This window comes from Acinetobacter sp. ANC 4558 (assembly GCF_002135375.1).
GTDB lineage: Bacteria > Pseudomonadota > Gammaproteobacteria > Pseudomonadales > Moraxellaceae > Acinetobacter.
In genome coordinates, this window is record NZ_NEGH01000007.1 from 136,589 (window position 1) to 155,333 (window position 18,745).

Annotated in this window: 17 protein-coding genes; 11 read left to right on the plus strand and 6 right to left on the minus strand. The window is 33.8% G+C overall.

All coding sequences use genetic code 11. From position 1 onward, the window contains the following. The first annotated feature begins 29 nt into the window (after positions 1 to 29). On the plus strand, positions 30 to 812 hold the full coding sequence (locus B9T31_RS18045) for an HNH endonuclease family protein (RefSeq protein WP_228146024.1): 783 nt from the start codon (positions 30 to 32) through the stop codon (positions 810 to 812). 112 nt (positions 813 to 924) lie between these two features. Here B9T31_RS18045 and B9T31_RS10190 read toward each other — a convergent pair whose 3' ends face one another. Next, positions 925 to 1,953, minus strand: coding sequence for a molecular chaperone DnaJ (locus tag B9T31_RS10190; RefSeq protein WP_086181852.1), 1,029 nt, complete (start codon positions 1,951 to 1,953; stop codon positions 925 to 927). Positions 1,954 to 2,914: 961 nt separating this feature from the next. Here B9T31_RS10190 and B9T31_RS10195 point away from each other — a divergent pair. The 4 genes from B9T31_RS10195 to B9T31_RS10210 all read left to right on the plus strand — a co-directional run bounded on the left by B9T31_RS10195 (position 2,915) and on the right by B9T31_RS10210 (position 6,089). Continuing rightward, positions 2,915 to 3,856, plus strand: a complete 942-nt coding sequence (locus B9T31_RS10195) for a transporter substrate-binding domain-containing protein (RefSeq protein ID WP_086181853.1) — start codon at positions 2,915 to 2,917, stop codon at positions 3,854 to 3,856. A gap of 63 nt (positions 3,857 to 3,919) precedes the next feature. Further along, positions 3,920 to 4,663, plus strand: coding sequence for an amino acid ABC transporter permease (locus B9T31_RS10200; protein ID WP_086181854.1), 744 nt, complete (start codon positions 3,920 to 3,922; stop codon positions 4,661 to 4,663). Further along, complete coding sequence (locus tag B9T31_RS10205) at positions 4,663 to 5,346, plus strand: ABC transporter permease subunit (protein ID WP_086181855.1); 684 nt, start codon at positions 4,663 to 4,665, stop codon at positions 5,344 to 5,346. The genes B9T31_RS10200 and B9T31_RS10205 overlap by 1 nt, the downstream gene beginning before the upstream one ends. Positions 5,347 to 5,360: 14 nt before the next feature. Further along, entirely contained in the window at positions 5,361 to 6,089 is a 729-nt protein-coding gene (locus tag B9T31_RS10210; RefSeq protein ID WP_171264737.1) for an amino acid ABC transporter ATP-binding protein, read from the plus strand. A gap of 97 nt (positions 6,090 to 6,186) precedes the next feature. Here B9T31_RS10210 and B9T31_RS10215 read toward each other — a convergent pair whose 3' ends face one another. Beyond that, on the minus strand, positions 6,187 to 6,879 hold the full coding sequence (locus tag B9T31_RS10215; RefSeq protein ID WP_086181857.1) for an HAD family hydrolase: 693 nt from the start codon (positions 6,877 to 6,879) through the stop codon (positions 6,187 to 6,189). 162 nt (positions 6,880 to 7,041) lie between these two features. Between B9T31_RS10215 and B9T31_RS10220 the strand changes: the two genes are divergently transcribed. Next, positions 7,042 to 7,761: a phosphatase PAP2 family protein gene (locus B9T31_RS10220; RefSeq protein WP_086181858.1), complete on the plus strand. Its 720-nt coding sequence runs from the start codon at positions 7,042 to 7,044 to the stop codon at positions 7,759 to 7,761. 114 nt (positions 7,762 to 7,875) lie between these two features. Further along, the gene (locus B9T31_RS10225) at positions 7,876 to 8,631 is read left to right on the plus strand and encodes an RIO1 family regulatory kinase/ATPase (protein ID WP_086181905.1); all 756 of its coding nucleotides are present in this window, start codon (positions 7,876 to 7,878) and stop codon (positions 8,629 to 8,631) included. Positions 8,632 to 8,694: 63 nt separating this feature from the next. Here the strand turns inward: B9T31_RS10225 and B9T31_RS10230 are convergent, their stop codons facing one another. The 3 genes from B9T31_RS10230 to B9T31_RS10240 are packed head-to-tail and all read right to left on the minus strand — an operon-like array spanning position 8,695 to position 12,380. Further along, a complete protein-coding gene (locus B9T31_RS10230) occupies positions 8,695 to 9,999 on the minus strand; it encodes an ATP-binding protein (protein ID WP_086181859.1) in 1,305 nt (434 codons plus the stop codon). A 21-nt stretch (positions 10,000 to 10,020) separates the two neighbouring features. After that, entirely contained in the window at positions 10,021 to 10,692 is a 672-nt protein-coding gene (locus tag B9T31_RS10235) for a response regulator transcription factor (RefSeq protein WP_086181860.1), read from the minus strand. Beyond that, positions 10,689 to 12,380 (minus strand): phosphoethanolamine transferase, encoded by a 1,692-nt coding sequence (locus B9T31_RS10240; protein WP_086181861.1) that lies wholly within the window; start codon positions 12,378 to 12,380, stop codon positions 10,689 to 10,691. The genes B9T31_RS10235 and B9T31_RS10240 overlap by 4 nt, the downstream gene beginning before the upstream one ends. A 438-nt stretch (positions 12,381 to 12,818) precedes the next feature. Between B9T31_RS10240 and B9T31_RS10245 the strand changes: the two genes are divergently transcribed. From B9T31_RS10245 to putP, 4 genes are all read left to right on the plus strand, one after another. Further along, positions 12,819 to 13,736 carry a patatin-like phospholipase family protein gene (locus B9T31_RS10245; protein ID WP_086181862.1) on the plus strand — a complete coding sequence of 306 codons (918 nt, stop codon included), beginning with the start codon at positions 12,819 to 12,821 and terminating at the stop codon, positions 13,734 to 13,736. A gap of 221 nt (positions 13,737 to 13,957) precedes the next feature. Further along, positions 13,958 to 14,428: an NfeD family protein gene (locus B9T31_RS10250; protein ID WP_086181863.1), complete on the plus strand. Its 471-nt coding sequence runs from the start codon at positions 13,958 to 13,960 to the stop codon at positions 14,426 to 14,428. A gap of 9 nt (positions 14,429 to 14,437) precedes the next feature. Further along, positions 14,438 to 15,295, plus strand: a complete 858-nt coding sequence (locus tag B9T31_RS10255) for an SPFH domain-containing protein (protein ID WP_086181864.1) — start codon at positions 14,438 to 14,440, stop codon at positions 15,293 to 15,295. Positions 15,296 to 15,512: 217 nt separating this feature from the next. Beyond that, positions 15,513 to 17,006, plus strand: coding sequence for a sodium/proline symporter PutP (gene putP, locus B9T31_RS10260; RefSeq protein WP_086181865.1), 1,494 nt, complete (start codon positions 15,513 to 15,515; stop codon positions 17,004 to 17,006). A 62-nt stretch (positions 17,007 to 17,068) separates the two neighbouring features. Here the strand turns inward: putP and B9T31_RS10265 are convergent, their stop codons facing one another. Beyond that, positions 17,069 to 18,715 carry an ATP-binding protein gene (locus tag B9T31_RS10265; protein ID WP_086181866.1) on the minus strand — a complete coding sequence of 549 codons (1,647 nt, stop codon included), beginning with the start codon at positions 18,713 to 18,715 and terminating at the stop codon, positions 17,069 to 17,071. Between the last annotated feature and the right edge of the window lie 30 nt (positions 18,716 to 18,745).

Consider the following 18,745-nt stretch of genomic DNA (forward strand, 5'->3'; position numbering starts at 1 on the left):
TTTATTTTAGACCTTTAGTATTATTATTTATGCAAAAGGTTCAAAATGAATTAACTAGAATTGAATTCCTTAAAACGATAGAGAGATTTTCTTTCCTCATAAATATAACTGATCGGTACGTTATAAAAAATTATAGTAAATTTAGGACCATACAATCTCTAGTATTAAAATTATGCAATGATTTTAAAAATGAAGATATTGAAGCGGCTCAATTAACCTTAAATCTGAACGAAATTTCTAGCAAAATAAAAAGTGAAAGTCTACTGCCTATTTTAAAACAAACTCTTAAAAACCATAATTTTTATGAGTGGGATATGATAAGGCATTTTTTATTCGAATATAATCTTTCATTACAACATAAATCGAAAACTGAAAGATCTAAGATTAATTGGTCTGAATTCACTGAAAATTTCGAAAAAGACTTTATAACTATTGAACATATTTACCCACAAAATACAAGATCAGCTGAATGGGCTATATTTAAAGATTTTCATGCAAAAGAAAAGAAAATTTTAAGAAACAGTTTAGGTAATTTGCTTCCATTATCTCAACCTAAAAACTCATCTTTATCTAACAAACCATTTAAAGACAAAATAAATGGCAAAGAGGGTTCATTTATTGGCTATCGTTTTGGTTGCTATGCAGAAAATGAAGTATCAAAATTTTCAATATGGACTCCTGATAATATTTTAGATCGTGGAATTACATTATTAAATTTTTTGGAAAAACGTTGGGGGGTAAAGCTAGGTACTGAAGAAGACAAAATTTCTTTGTTAGGTCTAAATTTTTTGTCTGGAAAAAATAAAGTTTAACGTTTACCTCCACATTAGGAGAGAGTAATCTTTGTGAATCCTACTATTGTTAATAATCAATAAAAACACCTTCTCCTATCAGGAGAGGGTTAGGGAGAGGTGCTTTTAAAAACTACAAAACCTGATGCTCCAACAACATCTCTAATCCACTCTCTTTACCCATATACAGCAGGCGTTGCTTTTCAGCTTTTAATTGCTGCTTCACTACAGAAACATCTGCATCAATTTGCTTATATAACTGTTCAATATTCAATTGACCTTTCGACTTCTGCACTGCAATTTTGGCTTTCTCTGACCAGACTAAAGAATCAATGAGTTCTTGAATCTGTTTTTTTAACGTTTGGCTTTGTGCTTCCAAAGCCTGTTGGTAAAATTTGATTTTCTCGTTACTTAAAGCATTATTTGAGCCATTTTTACTTTGCTCGACTTCCAATTGAAGCTTGAGTAAAAAGAATAAATCTTCCTGTTCATAGGCTTCATTGACACGTTGTAAAATTTCAGTTTTTTCTATCTTTTTATTTTCATCGAGCTCACGGTCTGGGTGAATCATCGAAGCAATTTTTAAATATACCGTCTTAAGCGATTGCCCCACTAACTTTTCAGCTTTCATTTGTTTATCTTGCTCACGTTTTTGCTTTGCCTGCGCTTTCGCTTGCACATATTCATCAGTATTCCAATCTTCAAACACTTCATCTGCGCGAGCTTGAGTTGAATCTTCTATACATTCCCCTATGTTCTTTCTATTTTTCTTATTCTGTGCATATTCTTCAGCTTGTTCATAATATGTAAATAACTGATTCACTTCATCTACTTGAGTTTGATTCAACATTCTAGAATTTTTTAAAAGACGTGCTAAAGACCCAATTTTATTGTCTACTTGTGCAATATCAGACTGATTTAAATGATAACAACTTAAACCTTTCCAAAGCATCTGCATTTGTTCAAACCATACAGTATATAAGGCACGATATGCTGGCATTAATGCGTTTTGACTATAATTACGAATGTCTTCTTGAGCCTGTTGCCAAGCGCCTAACAACAATTTTTGTTGTTCAATTTCATCAATCAAACGGTTTAACTTTTGATGTTGCGGTGAAACTTCAAGAACAATTCGATCAGTCGGTTTAAGTGCAAAAGACATATCTATATTAACAATGACAACATGTTGCTATTATGCCTACCTAAGTGACATTCGACTATAATACCAGTGATTTTTCCAACATCTCACAATATTCCAATAGCATCACTTGAAAACTCAAAACCTTTAAAAAATTAAGTCCATTTAATACTCTATTCTTTTTCATCATCCGTATTGTGTTGATTGCCGTTTAACTCAATCACTAAAACAATTCATAACAGTAAAATCAGCAATATAAAATACCGTTACATAAAAAATGACTTCACAATATATGAACCAATTGTTACTTTTTATTCAAGCTCATTTATTTATAAAGTTCGTATTAATACTTTAATCTAATAGCATTATTTAAAATAAATCACTATACTTATTAAACGCTATTTAAATTTATTTATTATATAAAATAACATAAGCTATAAAAATATAAATAAAAAACTAAATGATTTACGTTCCTCCCACTATATTTAAAATAAAATTTGTTATATTAATAGAATGTTCTCATTTTAATAAACTTAAGATCTTTATTTTAAATGTAAGTTAAAGTATGGTGTCAATAATACACATGTTACAAATATATTTTTATATTCTTTAGATAAAATATTATTTATGTGAATAAAATTAAATATAGTAATTCATGTATTCACAATGACTTTAGTTACAAAATGTTACGGCTAAATTTTATATTTTAACTTTATTGCCTGTTTTTAATACAAAACATGTCAATAAAAAATGCTGTAACCCTTATAAATAAAAGACTTTTGAAAATCAAAATGAAAACTGTGTCACCATTTTAGCTTAACAAAATCACAAAATTATTCTACTTGAGGAAGTACTCTTAAGTCGCATAATATAAAAGAGATGTAACTCTTTCGTAAATGGGAATACATCTTTTATACACAAAGAGAATTTCAAGAATCGAAAAAGTTAATTAGAGAAATAATTATATTAAAACGGAGTTTTATAGATGACATATCAACGCACCACACTATCAGTTCTTTGTGCTAGTGTTCTCATGCTAGGTTTAAGTGCATGTAGTGATAATAAAAAAACAGCAGAACAAGGACCCAAGTCTGAGGCAGCATCAACTTCAGGAACATTAGACAAAATCAAACAATCAGGAACGATTGTCCTAGGTCATCGTGATTCATCCATTCCTTTTTCTTATATTGCAGATAATCCAAATCAACCAGTTGGCTATGCACACGATCTTCAAATGAAAGTCGTAGAAGCAGTTAAGCAAAAGCTCAATATGCCAGACCTTAAAGTCCGCTACAATCTTGTCACCAGTCAAAACCGTATTCCACTTGTTTCTAATGGTACGGTCGATATTGAATGTGGTTCAACAACAAATAACAAAGAACGTCAGCAACAAGTTGACTTCTCTGTTGGTTTCTTTGAAGTGGGTTCACGCCTATTAACAGCAAAAGATTCAGGCGTTAAAGATTTTGCTGATCTAAAAGGCAAAAAACTAGTGACCACTGCTGGCACAACATCTGAACGATATATCCGCCAACATCAACAAGAACTTGGAATTGGTGAAATTATTTCTGCAAAAGATCATGCTGAATCATTCCTCATGCTTCAAAATGGTCGTGCTGCTGCATTTATGATGGATGACATCTTACTTGCGGGTGAAAAATCTAAAGCAAAAGATCCAAATAAGTGGGTAATTGTTGGAACGGCGCCAATTCATGAAATTTATGGTTGTATGCTACGTAAAGGAGATACTCAATTTAAGCAAGTCGTTGATGATGCAATTAAAGGTGCATATAGCTCTGGTGAAATTAACGAGATGTATAAGAAATGGTTCTTATCACCAATTCCACCAAAAAATATTAATCTAGACTTCACAATGTCTGATCAGGTTAAGGCGCTCATCAGCTCGCCTCATGACCGTGACCAATAATACAAAACAATAATATTTTATTTCAGGCAGAAGGGATTTTGCCTGAAATCATTCGGAGTTACTATGAATTATACTTGGAACTGGGGAGTTTTATTTCAGTCCACAGGTGTTGGCAGTACAACTTACTTCGATTGGGTTCTCATAGGAATCGGTTGGTTATTTGTGATTGCCATCGTCGCATGGTCTATTGCTATGGTACTGGGAAGTATCTTGGGCATTATGCGCACCCTACCAAATAAAACTGCACGTGCAATTGGCACAACTTACGTTACTATTTTTAGAAATGTTCCATTACTTATTCAATTATTTATTTGGTTTTATGTTGCACCAAATTTTCTTCCAGGTCCAATCAAAGACTGGTGGATCAATGATTTAAGTGCAAATACATCAGCCCTTATTTCAGCAAGTGTAGGTTTAGGTCTATTTACCGCAGCGCGTGTATGTGAACAGGTTAGAACTGGTATTGAAGCCTTACCACAAGGACAGATCAATGCTGGCTATGCGATGGGCTTTAGCACATTCCAGCTTTATCGTTATGTAGTTCTCCCACAATCATTCCGTACAATCTTACCCCCATTAAGTTCAGAGTTAACCAACTGCGTAAAAAATACATCTGTCGCATCTCTTGTTGGTGTAGCAGAAATAATTACTCAAATGAAAACCATTAGTGAATATACGCAAAGTACCATTGAAATTTACACCTTTATTACTTTAATTTTTATTATTATTAATGTGTGCCTCATTCAAGGCATGTTATTGCTTGAGAAGCGCTTGCGTATTCCAGGCCTAATCGCAGGAGACAAATAATGGAATGGCTCACTGCATTTTTTTCAGACTTACAACTCTCAGCCCCTGCATTATGGTACGGTTTTAGCGTCACACTTAAAGTGCTTGTTATTTCAACCATAGGCGGTGTTTTCATTGGTACAATTCTCGCACTCATGCGATTGTCCTCAATTTCTGTATTCAATTGGATTGCAAAAAGCTATGTAAACTTATTCCGCTCGATACCTTTGCTGCTTGTACTCATGTGGTTTTATTTTGCAGTTCCCTTTTTCTATACCGCATTTACAGGAAAATATCTAGCAATTGATACGGCACTGGTTTCTAGTATTGTTGCCTTTATGCTGTTCGAAGCAGCTTACTTTTCAGAAATTGTACGTGCAGGTATTCAATCTATTCCACGTGGACAAACCTCTGCTGCATATGCACTCGGTATGACCTATGGCCAATCGATGCGTTTGATTATTTTACCTCAAGCATTTCGCAAAATGACGCCATTATTATTGCAACAAACAATTATCTTATTCCAAGACTCAACTATGGTTTATGCAATTGGTTTATTAGACTTTTTCCGTACCAACTATATTCGAGGTGACTTAATGTCACTATTAACTCAATATATTTTATTTGCTGGATTGGTTTATTTTACAATTAGCGTCATCGCCACATACATTGTTAAAAAATTACAACGGAGGTTAACTGTATGACCGACAATAACATTATGATCGACCTCCAAAATGTCAGCAAATGGTACAACAAAGATTTTCAAGTCTTGACTGACTGTACTGCCCAAATTAGACAAGGCGAAGTCGTTGTAGTTTGTGGACCTTCTGGCTCAGGAAAATCAACACTCATTAAAACAGTCAATGCATTAGAACCATTTCAAAAAGGCGACATTTTTGTAGATGGTACATCAATTACAGATCCTAAAACTGATCTAAATAAGTTACGTAGCCGTGTAGGCATGGTATTTCAACATTTTGAGCTCTTCCCACATTTGAGTATTACCGAAAATTTAACGATTGCTCAAATTAAAGTTCTTGGTCGGAGTGAAGAAGAAGCAAAGAAAAAAGGATTAGCCTATTTAGACCGTGTAGGTTTAAGTGCACATGCAACTAAATTCCCTTCTCAACTTTCTGGTGGCCAGCAACAACGTGTTGCTATTGCACGTGCATTGAGCATGAATCCTATTGCCATGTTATTTGATGAACCCACTTCTGCACTAGATCCAGAAATGATTAATGAAGTATTGGATGTTATGGTTGGGCTTGCTAAAGAAGGAATGACCATGATGTGTGTAACACATGAAATGGGATTTGCTCGTCAAGTTGCCAATCGTATTATCTTTATGGATCAAGGAAAAATTGTTGAAGATTGTAGTAAAGATGAATTCTTTACCACACAGCGTAGTGATCGTGCACAACAGTTCTTAGATAAAATCTTGCACTAACCATCAAGTATAAGACAAGGTAGATCATCATTTACCTTGTCTTATTTCTTAACGAATTAATTAGAAGAATAACATCACATAAAACTTAAAAAACAAATCAAATACTTGAGATAAAATCTAACACTTGATTTAAGTGAGTGATTTTATTTTTAATATCTATATCGGCAACATGAAATCCATCCATGTACAATGTTTTCATTCCAACATTTTTTGCACCTTGTATATCATTGATTGGATGATCACCAATAAATAAACACTCCGATGGTTTAACATTTAATAATTGACTTGTATGTAAAAAAATTTCAGGTGCTGGTTTACTTATGCCAACTTGTCCAGAACTTACAATCGCATCAAAATAATGACTCAATCCTAAGTTATTTAAAATCGCAACTCGTGATAAATGTGCCCCATTAGAAACAATTGCTAATTTATATTTTTGTTCCTTCAATCTCTTCAGTAATTCTTCTGCATCTGCCATGCTCACCGCATTTTTTGCAAACTGTTCCGCCCAAAATTGCGTTAATTCTTTTAAACTAGGTGCATTATGCCATTCTAATTCTTGTAAAAGCACATACGCAATTGATTCCCCAATACTAGGATATGTCAAAAGTTCCTTTTTAGGATAACCACCATTGTCGATGCGACGAATTACCTCAATGATCTGATTAATATTACTATTCATTAAATATTCTTGGTAATATTCTAATAAGCAGATCGCATAGCGATGAATACTTTGATCTCTATGCGTTAAAGTATTATCCAAATCAAATAAAACTGCGCGAATACTCATCTAAATTTATCTTTAATTAAGTACGGTTAAAGTAACATCAAATGAATGTTACAATTTTATTTTTCTTCGATATCGATATTCATACATCAGAATAAGCTCAATTTTAAGTTTTATTTAATTCTTTACTGGTTCAATATAAAAAAAGTTTATTGTGTTTATTTTATGCAAAGTCAAAAACAATTCATTCTCAATCAAAGTATTATTCTACTATTGGGGTTCTTATTATTGCAGTTCTTTTTCCCTATCGCAGGAACCATTGATATGATCCTCATTTCACCTTGGATCACCTCATCTGGAATATTCTATTTAAAAGATAATTGGTACCTTGCAGAATTAAGCCATCACTATCTGAAAAATATCATCATTTTATTTTATGCGATTATATTCTTCCTTTGGATTGCATCTTTCCGATTTTCACTACTAAAAAAACAATGCGTTAATTTCGGCTACTTTTTCTTTGTTTCCATGATCTGTACAATCACAATCGGAATATTTAAAGCGCATTCAGCTCATGCCTGTCCATGGAATATGACTCTTCCATCCTCTCAAGGATTTATCTGGAACTTTTCTTTAATAAATGGGCATTGTTTTCCAGGTGGCCATGCCTCATCTGGTTTTGCATTAATTACCGGTTACTTTGTCTATCATAAAAAATTTCCTAAATATGCATATTTCTCGCTGATAATTGGTCTTATTCTTGGCTTTATTATGGGATGGACACAAATGATGAGAGGCGCACATTTTTTAAGTCACAATTTATGGACACTTTGGATTATTTTATTTATTAATTATATTGTGATATTAATAATACCTAAATTTAATGTTCTAATTAAATATTATTCATCACGCTCAAATAAAACATCAAATATTAATTCTAGATAAGCATCTAACCCTATGATATTTTTACAACAACTCTATTATCGATTAATATATAAATCATTTTGTTAAATACACATTATGTAGATGACTCAAATTTATTCTAATTTCTTAAATGAAATGTCGCCAAAGCAAAAAAACTCTATTCAATCTTATGATATTAAGAATCAAAAAGTTTGGCTCAAGAAAGCATCTTCTCGCCATTCAACGTGGATTTACTTACCACTTTCTTGGATATCTAAATTATTAAACTTAAATATGTTAAGACCTGTACCTAATTATGGTGGAGCACGCGCAATACAATGTGAAGTTTCACGCATAAAACAACTTGCTCAACTCAACATTTCTGTACCAACAATTTTAGCATTTTCTTCCGAAGCTGTTTTATTACAAGACTTGGGACAAAATCACACGTCCCTACTGCAATTACAGACGGCTATAGCAAGTGAACAAACATCAGAAACTCGCCTTTCTTTATATTTTGAGGCTATACAACAAATACAGCAAATACATGATTTGAATGGTTATTTAAGTGAAGCATTTTCTAGAAATATTTTAGTTGATCAAAATCGAAAATTTTCATTTATTGATTTTGAAACCGACCCGAGAGAAGTTTTATCATTGCAAGAATGCCATATACGAGACTGGTTATGTTTTATTTTTTCAACAGCGAGTTGCTTTCAAGAAAATGAGTTAGAACAGATCAGTGAATTCTATATTAATCACCTATCTCATCAGCCTGAAATTTATCACTCTATTTGCCGTGTAGGTAAAAAAGTACAATGGATATTAAAGTTTAAGCCCGAAAAGTTAGGTGGGGATGGCCGTCGGCTCAGAAAGTGTATTTTATTACTTTCTTTATTAAATAAAAAATAAACTTCATCTTCTATTCTTCAACGCTACAAATTAAGTAGGCTAAGCTAATCCTACTTAATTTACTTAAAATGTAATTGTGACTTTTAAACCACCTAAATTTTCACTTTTAGAAAAATATAATTGACCACTATTCTTTTCTACTGCTTTTGCAACAATTGATAATCCTAAACCACTCCCAACCTCTACATGATTCTGCGTTCGATAAAATCTTTGGGTTAGTTTTTCATATAATTGTTCATCAATTCCCGCGCCACTATCTTCCACAATAATCGTAACATGATGGTCATCTTGTCTTAATACTACGTTGATAATACCTCCAACTGGTGTGTATTTAATTGAATTATCAATTAAATTAAAAAGAATAGAATGAATTGACGACTCTAATGCATATAACTGAATATTTTGATGTTGAACGACCCCTAAATCGATTTCTTTTTGCAAGGCAAATTGAATTAATTGCTCCACACAATTCATTGCAATAGCATTCAAATCAATCGCTTTAAAGTTTTCTAATTCATTTAATGATGCATCTTGCTTTGCAAGACTTAAAAGTTGTATGACAAGATGTTGAACCCGATCTAGACCTTTACTTAGATTAGCAATTGCAGGATCATCCTGTCTTTGCTGTAACAAAATTTGCATTTGTAAATTGAGCGCTGTAAGAGGGGTTCTCAGCTCATGGGCCGCATCTGCAACAAATTGTTTCTGCTCATTTTGCGCCAATAAAATACGATCAAACAAATAATTCATTTCTTTAATTGTTGGTAATATTTCTTCTGGATAACTTTCCATTTTAATCGGTTCTAATTCATTTGCTCCACGTTTTGACAGTTCTTCTTTAAAGTCTTTCAATGGTTTTAAATTTCGACTGATTCCCCAACTTAATGCAAATAATATAATAGGCAAAAATAAAACATAAGGAATAAACATATTAGAAGCTAATTCTAAAGCTAAATGTTGGCGAACGGACTTTTGCTGACTTACCTGAATTTGATAGTCTTTTAGTGGCAGTACATAAGTATGCCAAACACCATGCTTCGTCTTATGTTTATAGAAACCTGCTTTTGCAACGGGTTGTACTAATAAACCTAATTGATGTGATAAATGCTCTTTTTCATGATAAGACCATACATCAACAAACAAATCTTCTTCGTGATAACGTTTTCGAATATCCACTTGACTCTGTATCGGCTTCGGATCGTGATGCGCAACGCGTTCAGCTAAATTTTGCATTTGTGCATCTAATATTTCATTAATTTCTTCCAAAGCAATACGATAAGCTGCAAATATTAAAATACATCCCAAAAGTACACTGACAATTGAAACATAAATGATGAGCCGTTTTTTTAATGAATAGGCAGAATTCATATGAATATCCTATTTCTTTAATTAACCCAAACGATAACCTAAGCCACGAATTGTTCTGATAAAATCCTTTCCTAATTTTGTTCGTAGATGATGAATATAAACTTCGATGGTATTACTATTAATTTCAGAGTCAAAATCATATAACTTATCTTCTAAATTTGCTTTAGAAAATATTTTATTAGGATAGCTTACCAATGGAACTAAAATAGCCCATTCTCGTTTAGATAAATCAATGAATTCTCCTTTAAATTTCGCAGAATATTGTTCAATATCTAAAATTAAATCACCATACTGTAAAATATTACTTTGCTCTAGCGTATTTGCCAATAAACCACTACGACGTAATAATGCATGAATTCTAGCAAGTAATTCATCAAACTCATAAGGCTTAACTAAATAATCATCCGCCCCTGTATTTAAGCCTTCCACTCGATTATGCAATTGATCTCTTGCAGAAATAATTAATACTGGCAGTGAAGCAAAATATTGTCTAACCTGTTTTAAAACTTGCATGCCATCCATCATCGGCAAGCCTAAATCTAACAAAACTATATCAAACTGCTCTTTTTGAAGTTGTTTTAAACCATCAATTCCATTGTTGACCCATTGCACATCAAATTGATGAAACTTCAATAAAGTCATCGTTGACTCTGCAATCATAAAATCATCTTCTATAATGAGAATCTTACTCATATTTTTTTCTCTGCACTTACTTTATTTTCACACTGTTCCAACATATTTAACTGGTGATCAATTACACCTGTTTTTACATCAAGCAAGCTCAACAATGTTGGAAATAAATTATCTTGGCTGAGCTTTTTTTGTTTTTGCTCAATTAAGCAAGAAATTTGTATGCGTTGATTTTGCTCCCATGCTGGAGAAAACCACATTAACATTGGAATATGTGTTTGCTGTGTTGGTGCAATGGCGTAAGGTGCACCATGTAAATACATCCCTTTTTCACCCGTAGACTCGCCATGGTCTGATAAATACCAGAAACCCGTTTGAAAGCGTGATACTTCTTTTAAAGTATCAATCATTCTGCTGAGCACATAATCTGTATACACAATAGAATTATCATATGTATTTACTAATTCTATCTCGCTACATCCTTGAATTTCATTTGTTTCGCACGTAGGTTTGAACTTTTGGAAGTCCTTTGTTGATCTTTTAAAATAAGCAGGCCCATGGCTTCCCATTTGATGTAATACAATTAAACGTGATGTTTGATCATTTTCAGGAATATTTACTATATATTCTTGTAATGCATCAAGTAATATTTCATCTAAACATTCTCCTTTAGCATCACACCACTTTTTTTTCATCTCATCAGTAATCGTATAATTTTCAACACGATCGCATGCACCTTTACAGCCTGAATTATTCTCAATCCACGTAACTTTATAGCCAGCTCGTTGTGCAATATCAAGCAAGCCCTCTCTATGACTTGCAAGTTGTTCATCATAATTTTTGCGTGGCATACCTGAGAACATACAAGGAACCGAAACTGCGGTTGCTGTTCCACATGAACTCACTTGTGAAAAATTAATAATATTCTGTTTAGATAATTCAGGATTTGTATTCTTCGTATAACCATTTAAAGAAAAGCTTTCTGCACGAGCTGTTTCTCCGACAACAAGCACCATAAGCTTAGGTTGATTGGCCTGTACACCAATTGGTTGAACTTGATGTGCATCTTCACCATAACGAAGAAGGGGTAGATCATTTTTTGGTAATTTTTTACGATAATATGAAAGACTAGACGCTATCACATTTTGTGGTGAAATCATCCCCTTTAATTCGCGATTTTCACGAAAAATACTAGATAAATCCAAATAAAAACTAAATACTAATCCGATAATGACTAAAAGAGAAATTCCAGATATTGTTAATTTTTTCCACAACAATGTGATTACTGGCTCAGATTTTATACGCACCAGTGAAATGATTAATACAGGTAAAATAACAAAGAATAATGTCCATAAAGCATATTTTATTGAAAGAAGATCTCGTACTTCGCGTAGATCTGTCTGAATCATATTTTGTATTTGATCAGAATTAATGATAATTCCAAAATTACTAACAAAATAAGAACTAAAGCCACCCAATACCACTAAAAAAACGGCAACGGCTTTTGTTGTCCATTTCCATGTTAATAATTGCAAAGCAAAGTTATAAATTGCAATGACAATACAAATCGTTGCTAATAAAAATAATTGTTCTTTAAAGCCCTCATAAGGTGTAAGCATTTTTATTTTATTAAAAAAGCTTAAATTAATCACTAAACCGATCCATATCGCTAAAAGCAAATTAAAAGTTGTTAAGCTTAAAGACGGTATTTTGTCTTTGAATACTTTCAGTTTAGGTTTTAAATTTAGCATCTTTCTCATACAGCAATTTAGGAGGATTACAGCTTATTGGGTTAAACTTAAAATATACTTAAATTTTATTTATTCATATAAAAGTCCATTATATTTCTATAAAAAATTTTAAATAACTTTAATATTCAGTCTATTATTTTTACTAAAATAAAAATATTGAATCAAAAAATTATCTTATTCCATACAATAATGAATTACAAGCAAGGAAAAATTGAATACATTTTCAAATTATATGACAGCCCTCTAGCTTATTTTAATGCAGCATAAACTTATTTCTATATTTGGAGATAATGGATTTCATCCTATCAGGAAATCTACATTGAAATTTCTTAACACCGTAAATCATTACAAATGCCTATGAAAAAATACTAGGCAAAATGACTTTTTTTTGTTGATATATGCAGTTGATTTATCTTTTTATTGTTTTAATAAACATATATGAAACTTATTTATCTCTCATTTTTAACTTTATTTAGTCTAGCCCTTGCTGGCTGTGATAAAGCAGTAAAAACACCTCCGTCGATAACCTCTTTTAATGCGCGTGAACCTGTTATTGCTGTTGCACTTGGCGGTGGTGGTGCAAAGGGATTTGCACATATTGGCGTTTTAAAAGTTTTAGAATCTCATGGAATTAAGCCTCAAATTGTCACGGGTACAAGTGCAGGTAGTTTTGTTGGTAGCTTATACGCAAGTGGTAAAACGCCTTACCAACTTCAACAATTGGCATTAAATTTTAAAGAATCTGATATTCGAGATTTGACCATCAGTCGTCAAGGTATTTTACAAGGTCAGAAATTACAAGATTTTGTGAATAAAAATGTCGGAAATAAAGCTATTGAACAATTTCCTATTCGCTTTGCTGCAGTTGCGACTCGCTTAGATAATGGAAAGAAATCTGAGTTTATTAAAGGTAACGTGGGACAAGCCGTACGCGCATCCTGTAGTATTCCTAATGTATTTGTTCCAGCAACAATAGGCGGTGTTCAATATGTTGATGGTGGATTGGTCAGCCCAATTCCAGTAAAAACTGCAAAAGCGATGGGTGCTGATATTGTGATTGCTGTAGATATTTCTGCACGACCTGCAGCAGGAAAATCTGGAAATATTTTTGGATTACTGGATCAAACCATTAATATCATGGGGCAACAAAGTATTAATGAAGAATTGGATCAAGCCAATATTGTGATTCAGCCAAAGGTTGGTCATATTGGTACACTTGACTTAAAAGCAAGTAATGAAACAATTCTAGAAGGGGAAAAAGCAGCTCAAGCACAAATTCGTGCCATTCAAAAAGCAATTACAGATTTCAAAAAATCTCCTGCAGCACTCAAGCCTGCACCGAAAGCTCGGTTTTAACGCAATATCATCATTTTTCACAGCACATTAACTAAATAAATACTTATCATTCAACTATATGATCATTAAATTTCTATATCATTTAATGATCATTTTATTATTTTCTATATCAATAAAAATGAACTATATTCATCGCCCCTTTCATCTGTTACATTAATAGAAGATTAATATCCATAGTTCATGCAGTGGTTTAGGCTACCGCAAGCATAAAGAGAATATTTATGGAATTCGTTTTAGAACCTTGGCATTGGTTTGTTTTGGGCGTTATTTTAATTCTTTCTGAATTATTACTCCCTGCCTTTGCTGCACTGTGGTTTGGTATCGCCGCTATTTTGGTGGGTATTTTAAATTTAATATTTCCAACAATGGGTTTTACCACCCAATTGGTTATTTGGATCTTTTTAGCAATTTGCTGCACCATTTCTTGGTTTAAATTTATTAAGCCCTTGTCCGTGGATAAAACTAAAGCGGGGTTATCTCGTGAAGCAACCATTGGGCAAGTGGGTATGGTCATTCAAATTAATTTGGATCATGATCAAATTAAAGTTCGTTTTCCCATGCCCGTTTTAGGTTCTGATGAATGGAATTGTCGTACACAATCCATTGTTCAGGTTGGTGATCGTGTTCGTGTCATCGATATTTTAGGTAATGATTTAATTGTTCAATTGAATAGCATACAAAATGAAAAGTGAGTATATAAAATGACACCTGGTGCAATTATTCTGTTAGCCATTTTAGTTTTTGTTGGTGTGACTATTTTTAAAGGAGTTCGTCTTGTACCCCAAGGTTACTCATGGATTGTACAACGCTTAGGAAAATATCATCAAACGCTTAAACCTGGACTAAATTTCGTTATTCCTTATATTGATGAAGTTGCTTATAAAGTTACTACTAAAGATATTGTATTAGATATTCCGTCTCAAGAAGTGATTACCCGCGATAATGCGGTTTTACTCATGAATGCTGTTGCCTATATCAATTTGACGACTCCTGAAAAGGCGGTCTATGGTATTGAAAACTATTCTTGGGCAATTCAAAATCTAGTTCAAACCGCATTACGTTCAATCGTGGGTGAAATGGATTTAGATGATGCACTTTCTTCACGTGATCATATCAAAGCAAAGCTAAAAGCTGCTATTTCTGATGATATTTCTGACTGGGGAATTACACTTAAAACAGTTGAAATTCAAGATATTAAACCATCTCACACCATGCAAGCTGCAATGGAAGAACAAGCAGCAGCAGAACGTCAACGACGTGCAACTGTAACTAAAGCAGATGGTGAAAAACAAGCTGCGATTTTAGAAGCAGATGGACGTTTAGAAGCCTCTCGTCGTGATGCTGAAGCTCAAGTGGTCTTAGCTGAATCTTCACAACGTGCAATTGAAATGGTGACTTCGGCTGTGGGGGACAAAGAAATCCCTGTCGCTTATCTATTAGGTGAACAGTATGTGAAAGCCATGCATGATATGGCTAAATCAAATAATGCTAAAACCGTGGTTTTACCTGCAGATATATTAAATACCATTCGTGGCATCATGGGGCGTGGCGGTCACTGAACTCCATAAAACCTAAATACCATTTATTATAAAATAGACAGTATATTCACTGTCTATTTTATTTTATGCCTATAATTATGCATTTATTCTAAAATTGTGCTTAAATTCTGCTTTCAATGTTATTTTGGCTATTCAAACCACTTCATCAAGTTTGTTCTTCTTCACAAACATTAAAATTTAGGGGTTTATGTGCCATCTACTCACACACGGATACCGTATGAGCTTCCTAAACCCAACCTTAATTACATTTTTCTTTTATATTGTCGCCATGATCGTGATTGGTCTTCTGGCATATAGAGCAACTAGCAACTTTTCAGATTACATTCTAGGCGGTCGTCGGTTAGGAAGCTTTGTGACAGCACTTTCAGCAGGTGCATCAGATATGAGTGGTTGGTTGCTTATGGGACTTCCTGGCGCCATCTTCTTATCTGGTCTTTCAGAGTCATGGATTGCTATCGGGTTGATTATTGGGGCATGGATTAACTGGTATCTTGTTGCTGGCCGTTTGCGTGTACATACTGAAGTTCAAAATAATGCACTCACCTTACCCGACTATTTTTCTAATCGATTTAATGACCATAAGAAAATATTACGTATTGTATCGTCATGCGTTATTTTAATTTTCTTTGCAATTTATTGTGCTTCAGGTATGGTCGCAGGCGCACGACTTTTTGAAAGCATGTTCGAGATGTCATACAGCACGGCGCTTTGGATCAGTGCAATTGCAACAATTAGTTATGTCTTTATTGGCGGCTTCTTAGCTGTGAGTTGGACAGATACCATTCAAGCGGGTTTAATGATTTTTGCTTTATTATTAACCCCGATTGTTGCATTACTATCATTTTCTGACTTATCTCAGCTTTCAATTGCCTTAGACGTAGCTCGCCCACAAGCCACTGAACTTATGGGAAACTTAAGTTTCATTGCTATTATCTCATTATTAGCATGGGGATTAGGTTATTTTGGTCAACCTCATATTCTTGTACGATTTATGGCTGCAGATTCTGTAAAATCTATTCCAAATGCGCGTCGTATTGGTATGGCTTGGATGATTTTATGCTTAGTCGGTGCTGTTGCTGCCGGTTTTATTGGGATTGCCTATTTTCAACAGCATCCAGAGCTCGCTGGCATTGTCAATGCTAATCCTGAAACTGTCTTTATGGAACTTACAAAAGTTCTGTTTAATCCTTGGGTTGCAGGTATTGTTCTCGCGGGTATTTTAGCTGCCGTAATGAGCACACTCAGCTGTCAACTTTTAGTCTGCTCTAGTACATTAACAGAAGATTTCTATAAAACCTTTTTACGTAAAAATGCGTCTCAAAAAGAACTCGTTTGGGTTGGCAGACTCATGGTTTTGCTCATTTCTATACTTGCAATTTTCTTAGCTTCCAATCCAAATTCTAAAGTTCTTGGCTTAGTCGCTTATGCATGGGCTGGATTTGGTGCAGCATTTGGTCCTTTAATTATCCTTTCATTATTTTGGAAACGCATGACATTGAATGGAGCAATTATTGGAATGTTAGTCGGTGCTATCGTTGTGATTTTCTGGAAAAATTTCTTTGCAGATACAGGACTTTATGAGATTGTTCCAGGCTTTATTCTTTCATTCCTTAGCATCATTGTGATTAGTTTATTAGGAAAACCACCAACTCAAGATATGACGGAACGTTTTCATCAAGCAGATCAATTGTATAAAGAACACATAAAATAAAATCTGTTTCAATTGATAAAAAGAAGCATCATACATGCTCCTTTTTATCAATTTATATCTTATTACTTAAACGTACTTTTCTTTTTATTCTTGAATCGTCTTGCAGGCCAAGTCATCGTAAATCTTGCGCCACCTAAATCTGGACTTTCATCTACTGCAATGTTTCCACCAAACCAATAAGCAATACGGCTAACAATAGAAAGTCCTAGACCATAACCACCCGATGCTCGTGTACGGCTCCCATCTAAGCGTGCAAAGGCTTCGAATACACGGCCTCTATCTTCTTCAGGAATACCACAACCATCGTCTTCAACACAAATATATGCTAAACCTTGGTCATTAATACCACCTCGAATCAGAACTTTATGATCACAATAACGAACCGCATTGCCCACTAAATTTTGTACAACACGATGTAAATAACGATATTCCGCATCCACCTCTAAAGTAGCGGGAGGTGCATCTAAAATAATTTCTTTTTGAGTCTTTAAAGCTTCTGTTTCATGTACAACTTGATCTAGAACTTCAGCCAATACAACGCGTTCAAAATCAAATGATGGCGTCCCTTGCTCCAGTTTTGCATACGTCATAATTTCATCAATCAAATTATTCAGTGCTTCAATATCTTTATCGATTTGCTCAACTTGATGTAATCGATCAAAATAATTCTCTTCTTCTGCCAGCATTTCCATGCCAAATCGAATACGTGCAACAGGTGTTCTTAATTCATGCGAAACTGCACGCATCAATTCTCTTTGTGCTTCAATCAAACGCTGTATATGATCAGACATACTATTATAGCTAGATGCTAATCCTGCCATTTCATCAGCACCACTGACTGGTAATCTTAGACTTAAATCTCCAGATTTCATTCGATTTAACGCATAATTTACTTCACGTAATTTTCGTTGAATTGGTACCAATAAACCATAAATACCCAAGCTCAAAACAAATAAACTCAGCAAGGTTACCCCTGCTGCAAGAGAAAATGGCATCCAATTAAAAACTGGAATCGGTCCTATAACTAAAACTTGACGTGGAAATTTAGGTTTAGGTGATAAAATCGTAATAGTCGTACCATTTTCACTGGTACTATCTCGATATAAAACAATACTATTATGATCTAATAAAATACGACTGGTTTGTTCTGAATCTAAATTTAATTCTAGAATGTTTTTTATATCAACTTTATATCTAAAATATTTTTGAATTTTTGCTAATGTTTCTTTTTCTTGCCCTGGATAATAAGCCAAATAATCCCAAATAAAGGTTGGAATTGCACGCATCTGACGCTCATCCAAATCCTCGACTTTAACACTCATATACAACAGGTGATTGGGATCCCCTTTGATTCCCATCACAATATAAGCCGTTTGGTTTTGGGCATCATATCGAATAACAGCTTGCAAATTTGCCAATCGCTGTTTTTCTGTACGGGTTAAATCAACTTTACTAGTTTCTAGATAATAAATAGGCGCATCTATTAATGCAGATGCATCAGAAATCCAATCCAGTTTATCTTGATGAGTGGGCTGTCTAGCAACCCCCTCACTGATTACATATGAAATACCATCAGTTAAAGATTGGCGATATTCCTGCACACGATTATAGTTTACAATTTGAACAAATAGATATCCAAATAATGCCACTAACACCACTAATATGACTAAGCCGCCATAAATACGCAAGAATATGCTTTGCTTAAACACGAATCGTCCTTATTAGTAGGCTTTATATTG